The organism is Neobacillus drentensis NBRC 102427 (genome assembly GCF_001591445.1).
Taxonomy (GTDB): domain Bacteria; phylum Bacillota; class Bacilli; order Bacillales; family Cytobacillaceae; genus Neobacillus; species Neobacillus drentensis.
Map to the genome: position 1 here is coordinate 60,237 of NZ_BCUX01000028.1, position 6,062 is coordinate 66,298.

The 6,062-nt window shown below is 38.2% G+C and carries 7 protein-coding genes; 1 reads left to right on the forward strand and 6 read right to left on the reverse strand.

Annotation, left to right across the window (positions count from 1 at the left end; genetic code table 11):
- Positions 1–18 precede the first annotated feature (18 nt).
- From BDR01S_RS15095 to BDR01S_RS15105, 3 genes are all read right to left on the reverse strand, one after another.
- A complete protein-coding gene (locus BDR01S_RS15095; protein WP_066254217.1) occupies positions 19–861 on the reverse strand; it encodes an aldo/keto reductase in 843 nt (280 codons plus the stop codon).
- A 403-nt stretch (positions 862–1,264) separates the two neighbouring features.
- On the reverse strand, positions 1,265–1,855 hold the full coding sequence (locus BDR01S_RS15100) for a TetR/AcrR family transcriptional regulator (protein ID WP_066363232.1): 591 nt from the start codon (positions 1,853–1,855) through the stop codon (positions 1,265–1,267).
- A gap of 98 nt (positions 1,856–1,953) precedes the next feature.
- Entirely contained in the window at positions 1,954–3,306 is a 1,353-nt protein-coding gene (locus tag BDR01S_RS15105) for a purine/pyrimidine permease (RefSeq protein ID WP_066254213.1), read from the reverse strand.
- Between the two features lie 392 nt (positions 3,307–3,698).
- Between BDR01S_RS15105 and BDR01S_RS15110 the strand changes: the two genes are divergently transcribed.
- A complete protein-coding gene (locus BDR01S_RS15110; protein ID WP_066254210.1) occupies positions 3,699–4,187 on the forward strand; it encodes a pyridoxamine 5'-phosphate oxidase family protein in 489 nt (162 codons plus the stop codon).
- A 180-nt stretch (positions 4,188–4,367) separates the two neighbouring features.
- Here BDR01S_RS15110 and BDR01S_RS15115 read toward each other — a convergent pair whose 3' ends face one another.
- From BDR01S_RS15115 to BDR01S_RS15125, 3 genes are all read right to left on the reverse strand, one after another.
- Complete coding sequence (locus BDR01S_RS15115; RefSeq protein ID WP_066254208.1) at positions 4,368–5,219, reverse strand: DegV family protein; 852 nt, start codon at positions 5,217–5,219, stop codon at positions 4,368–4,370.
- Positions 5,220–5,349: 130 nt separating this feature from the next.
- Positions 5,350–5,781 carry a hypothetical protein gene (locus tag BDR01S_RS15120; protein WP_066254206.1) on the reverse strand — a complete coding sequence of 144 codons (432 nt, stop codon included), beginning with the start codon at positions 5,779–5,781 and terminating at the stop codon, positions 5,350–5,352.
- 42 nt (positions 5,782–5,823) lie between these two features.
- Positions 5,824–6,062, reverse strand: a 239-nt coding sequence (locus BDR01S_RS15125) for a DnaB-like helicase C-terminal domain-containing protein (RefSeq protein ID WP_235846580.1), incomplete at its 5' end; no start/stop codon positions are given.

Below are 6,062 nucleotides of genomic sequence, written 5' to 3' on the forward strand. Positions count from 1 at the left end.
TTTACTTCCTAAGAAGGTTTAGAATTCTTCGTATGCTGCAGGATCTTGATTGTTTATTCTGCCATCAGGGCGAGTTAATCCTGAAATCATGCTCATTTCTGTTTCATTTAGAGAAAAGTCAAAAATAGATATATTTTCAAGCTGCCGTGCAGGTGATGATGATTTAGGAATGGAAATGGCCCCCAGTTGATAATGCCAACGTAAAATAACTTGGGAAATTGACTTGTTATGATGGTCAGCAATCTGTTGAATGGTATCATTTTGTAGCACTTGATTGGCTCGAGCTAACGGACTCCAAGATTCCGTCGCAATATTGTTCTCTTCATGCCATTTTCTCTGTGGGGCTTGATTGAAAAACGGGTGTAATTCGATTTGGTTTATGCTTGGTTTCACGCCCGTTTCCTTTTCTAATCGCTCCATATGTTCAGGTAAGAAATTACACACACCAATTGAACGAATAAGCCCCCATTTTTTAGCGTCAATTAATGCCTGCCAAGCTTCCACGTATGAATCCTGTTTTGGGTTAGGCCAGTGAATTAGATATAAATCATAATAATCTAGATTCGCACGATATAACGATTCTTGAATGGTTGTAACCGCGTTGTCATAGTTCTGATAGCGACCTGGTAGTTTCGAAGTGATTTTTAATTCTTCTCTTGGAACAGAACTGCGTCTAACAGCATTCCCAACCGTGCCTTCGTTTTCATAATTATAAGCAGAATCTATTAATCTGTATCCGATATCAATAGCACCTACGATGGTATTGGCACCTTCATTCCCCTTTAATTTATATGTACCCAAGCCAATCACCGGTAATGTAAGTCCATCATTAAGGATAATTTCTGGAATCGTTTTGCCCATCATTAATCACTCCTTTTCGTATTATTTTAAGATTACCATAATTTTGAATAGTTATCATTAAAGAATAGGTCCAGGCTTATGTTACCTCGGAAAATCCACTTCTCCTCTAGCATTCACATATTATTGATTAATTTTTTCAACAAAATCAATATACCCACATCTATCTTAAAAGCCTAAGGGACGGTTATCAAAGGGATCAATCGGAAGTTTTGCGCGCAAAAAAAGCACAACAAGCGGGAAGGAGCTAGTTGTGCTCTGGTGATTTATTTGGAAAGGCTATTCATTAAAAATATGCGAATAAATTCTCCAGTTTTCATTTTTTCTGTCTTTTTTGATTATCGTTTCGATAATCCTTCGATAGAATGGTTACGTTTCTGGACTCTTTTGTTAAGTGACATACTGGTCAGGGAGCGTCAATTCCTTTCATCACTTGATCAACTAGTGTGTCAATAAACACTAAATCTACCTTTTTTTTGTATATGAGTATACGAAAGTATATGGGACCGTATAACATATCCAACGCTACATCTATATTAATTGTAGATTGGATTTCTCCTTGTGCAATGGCACGTTCAAGAATCATTTTGGCATCTTCCCGACGTGGATTAAGATAGTTCGTGTAAAAAACTTTAGATAATTCTGAATCCTCTCCACTTTCGGCAACAAGGGCTATCATTGTTCGTCCGAGTGTACCGTTTAGAACGTTTGCTAGAGTGTGCAGTTGTTGGCGAAAGTTTTCGCGAATAGATGTCTTTTCTAGAAAGTCCATATGTGTTTCGGTCGACATGAGAAAGGCATCAAACACTAGAAATGATTTGTTAGCCCACCAGCGATAGATGGTTGCTTTTCCTACACCTGCATGTGCAGCAATTGCTTCAATCGTTAACGTTGAATATCCAGATTTCTCAAGTAAATCAATGGTTGCGTTAAGAATCGCGATTTTAGATGACTCACTTCGCGGTCTGCCTACTACTGATTGTTTTTTTTCTGCCATTTTCATTCCTCACTTAAATGGATCTAGGTGCAACGGTGACATTTTGCTACCATGATTTTATTAAATTCAACAATATAAAACCAAGAAAAATAAAAAACTCAGCCAGCCTTTTGGAAGTCTTTATTTTCCAAGTTTGTTTCCATTTTCTGTGGACGCCAAATTTGTTCAAATATAAGAGCAACCAGCATTCCGACCATTACACCATTGCTAAATACATATTGCAATACCGTTGGTAGTGCCGTAAAGACAGCTTGTGGTAAAAACATAACCCCTGTTCCTAGAGAAAGAGCAGTGCTTAGAATCGTTAGACGTCTTTGATCAAGTGGTTCTTTAAGAACAGAACCGATACCGATCCCGGCCATCGAAGTAAACGAAGCAAGCATCGCGGCATAGGCAACAGGGCCTGGTAGCATCGCAAGTAGCGAATACACTTTTGGGAAAAAGGAGATTAGTGCTAGAGCTATGCTCGCGATGAAGAATGGACGCATACGACTTTGACCTGTCATACGTACAAATCCTGCAGCCACAGAAAATGGAACAACTCCAACGGTGGAAAAGATAGATGACAGCATCGTGGTAATACCGCTAATAATACCGGAACCTTTTAGAGAACCCTTTGTTCTATCTACTTGCTCATTTGTATGTTCTGTAGCTTTTTCCCCGAACACTTGCAGCATGGCTGCCACACTAGCTATAATACTGGAAATTAGGACAAATGCAACCATAATAGATGAAACAAACATTCCTGCATCTAGCTTTGGGATCCCCCATGCGAAAACATCAGGTAATGAAATAATGGAAGAAGATTTTGGCATAGGTTGTGAACCGTTGACTAGAATAAAAGCGATGGATCCCACAACCATACCTATAAGGACAGCATAGCTTTTTAACCACCCTTTGCCCCAAATTGAAAGAGCAAGCACTAGAATAAAGATAGCAAAAGAAATAATGACAATACCTGGTTGAATTTTAGTTGACGTATTACTGACTCCAATCATGCCCTTTAGGAACATTCCACTCAACTGAAAGCCGAGAATGGTCAAGTAAACACCATTTACAAGTGGTGTGAATAGCTTAAGTAATTTATTCATCCACCCTGTTAAACCAACGATAATAAGAAAGACCCCAGTTAGGAGCATGGCACCTTCCAATAATTGTAGGGAGCCAGTCTTGTCTAGCCCTTGTGCGACAGCCATTTGTCCCATTAAAACAAATACACCAAGCCATATGCCGGCTGGACCATCCGGAATCGGCAAACGATGCCCTAACCACCCAGATAATAATGAAGATACCCCAACAACTAAAAAGGTTCTTTGCATCAACCCAGATATTTCCACAGGGGAAAGTTGAAAGACTTGACCAACGATAATAGGAATCGTTAGCGAATTAGCAAGTAAAAATATAAACCATTGTATGGAGCCAATACCGGTATCCAATTTTGTATTTTTCATAAATCCATCCCTTTCTTTTACTGAAGAATTGTGAAGCACGTTTTAATTACGAAACGATACGTTCTGTTTTTTAATTATATATGATAAAAAAATTTTTACAACCTTTTTTCGAGAGATTCAAATTTCTTTATTGTTGCTGCTCGACAATCTGGCCCGATTCATTAAGAAGAGCGCATTCTTGTTACAGAATGCGCCACTAAAAACATCTAAAGGAACCATATCGTTCCAAGATACAAGATATGATGAACGTATTCTCCTATACTAGGGAAGTTTTCGATCAGTGACTTAAAAAACGGTTCTATTTGTTGGAGTACGTTTTGTGATCCGCCTAGCTGAATAAAAGTTTGTGTAAAGGGGAGTATACCTCTGAATAAATTAATGAGGTGATGGAAATGTCTAACATGAGGAAACAAGAAGAAATGGAAAAATTAAGAGAGTTAATTAAAGACGTAGACACGGCAATGCTGACTACGGTAACTGAAGAAGGACTTGTTTCTCGTCCTATGAAAACACAAGAAATAGAGTTTGATGGTGACCTATGGTTTTTCACTAAGAAAGCGACTAATAAATATGAAGAAATTTTACATGATCAAGATGTTAATGTGGCTTATGCAGGTAAATCCTTTGTTTCCGTCCGTGGAAGAGCGGAAATTGTTGAGGATTTAGACAAGAAAAAGGAATTGTGGAGCACTGCAAATGGGGAAATTATGCAAACTTCTTATGATGACCCTAACCTTATCTTGATAAAGGTCAAGGCTGAAGCAGCCGAATATTGGGAAACCGGTAATTTGACGAAGAAAATCGCCTTTCTCTATAAACGGATGACAGGGCAAAGTTCTAAATCGACAGATATAAATGAAACGGTTGAATTGAATAAATAACAGCAAAAATGGGTTAAAACGCTTGGGTGTTCTTTTGAACTCCTCAAGCGTTTTTTTGTGTGTGCTATTTATCTTGTTTAATCCTTGATTACCTCTTCAATCCTTTCGATTGCTCCATTCAGTCGATTCTCGTTGATCGGTGACTAAACTCCTCTCATCTAAGTACTGGTTTTGACTGTTCTATACTTCTAAACCTGCTATTCCAATGCCGCCAGGTCCAGCGTGTGTCGATATCATTGCGCCCGCTTGAATCCATTTTACATTTTTGAAACCTGTTTCTTTTGCGATTTCATCCATGCTCTGCTTGATCTTTTCATCAAGTCCGATCGAGTAAATAAGATACAGTTGTTCTCTATCCATGTTGTATTCACCTAAATAATCTCGGATGAGTTTTTCTGAAACAACTTCCATTTTCCCACGATATTTTTTTGTTGAAACAAGATTTCCATCAATTAGTTCAATACGCGGCTTGATTTTTAACAAAGCCCCGCCGAGATAAGCTAGATTACTAACTCGCCCACCTGCTCTTAAAAATTCTAAACTTCCGGGAACGAAAGCCAGCCTTGATTTAGGAACCTTTGATTCAATCTTCGCTACTAATTGGGCAGGGTCAATGGTGGGTTCATTCTCTAATAGGGTAACCGCATACATTACAATCGCTGTTAATCCACCTGTTACGTTCAAAGCATCAATTAGAAAAATATCATCCAATTCTTCCGTTGCGATGATCGCATTTTGAAAGGAAGAAGATGCCTTTGAGGTATAACCAATATGTATGATGATACAATCTGGAAAATCGCTTTTAATCTTCTTGAAAAATTCAAGATACTCATGAGAATTTGTCGATGTTGTCGAGGGTATTTTTTTTGTCCGCTCGTAGTAGTCATAAATATCCGTTACAGGTAATGTACCATCTAAGTAATCTTGCCCATCCATAATCACATGCATCGGAACAACTTGGACTTTATGTTTATCAGCTAATTCTTCTGGTAAATCCGCACCACTCTCTGTCGTCAAAATCATTCTTCTCATAAATATCCCCCACCTCTATATAAAAAGCCGTTACTATACGTTTTATGTTCTTCTCTACTATACATTAAAAGGTGGCGTGACTACACACATATTCAGAAGTATATCTTAGTGCTCAAATGGCTCCCCATCCTCACTTCCATCCTTCTCTCTTAAAATACCCCGCTATAGCTGGAATACTCGTAAATTCCTTCCTCATGTCCCGAAACGAAATCGCATCATTTCCTCTATCGAGCTGGAAATCTAGCGAATATTCGTGACAGTTCAATGGGTTTTGATGGAAATTATTGAAATAAAATTGGATTGCTTCTTGCTGACTAGCTGCAAAGATAAAAACAAAATCCTGTTGGTTCATCTTCAGTGAGTAGATACCAACTTTATGAAAACCTAATAGATTGTTTTGAGCCAATTCCCTTACTTTCTGATGATCTGCTTGTTTTAAGTCTATTTTAGATATGTCATCATCTAAAGTGATTTTCTGCTCAGCAAGTAAATGATGAATGTAATAGGCCAAGGAGGATTCTTCGTAATAGAAACAATCCATATAAAGATCTTTGACAATCATGTGGTCACCCCTCGATATAAGATTTTTTTGGCTAAATAGCGGTTATACAAGCGTAGGACTTTTCTTCTGTTCCTCAATTCTTCCTGTATTCTCATTGTAATTTACAAAAGCTGAGCCAACTGGACCATTTCGGTTTTTCGAAACAATGATTTCAAGAGATTTATTCTGCGATTCCTTGTTATAATACACTTCACGATATAGGAACAAAATGACATCAGCATCCTGTTCCACGCTGCCCGATTCACGGATATCCGACATCATTGGCTTTTTATCAGCTCTTG

What these genes read in the sequence shown, in the direction of transcription:
- BDR01S_RS15095 (WP_066254217.1), bottom strand. Translation starts at nt 861, where the DNA reads ATGGGCAAAACGATTCCAGAAATTATCCTTAATGATGGACTTACATTA.
- BDR01S_RS15100 (WP_066363232.1), bottom strand. Translation starts at nt 1,855, where the DNA reads ATGGCAGAAAAAAAACAATCAGTAGTAGGCAGACCGCGAAGTGAGTCA.
- BDR01S_RS15105 (WP_066254213.1), bottom strand. Translation starts at nt 3,306, where the DNA reads ATGAAAAATACAAAATTGGATACCGGTATTGGCTCCATACAATGGTTT.
- BDR01S_RS15110 (WP_066254210.1), top strand. Translation starts at nt 3,699, where the DNA reads ATGTCTAACATGAGGAAACAAGAAGAAATGGAAAAATTAAGAGAGTTA.
- BDR01S_RS15115 (WP_066254208.1), bottom strand. Translation starts at nt 5,219, where the DNA reads ATGAGAAGAATGATTTTGACGACAGAGAGTGGTGCGGATTTACCAGAA.
- BDR01S_RS15120 (WP_066254206.1), bottom strand. Translation starts at nt 5,781, where the DNA reads ATGATTGTCAAAGATCTTTATATGGATTGTTTCTATTACGAAGAATCC.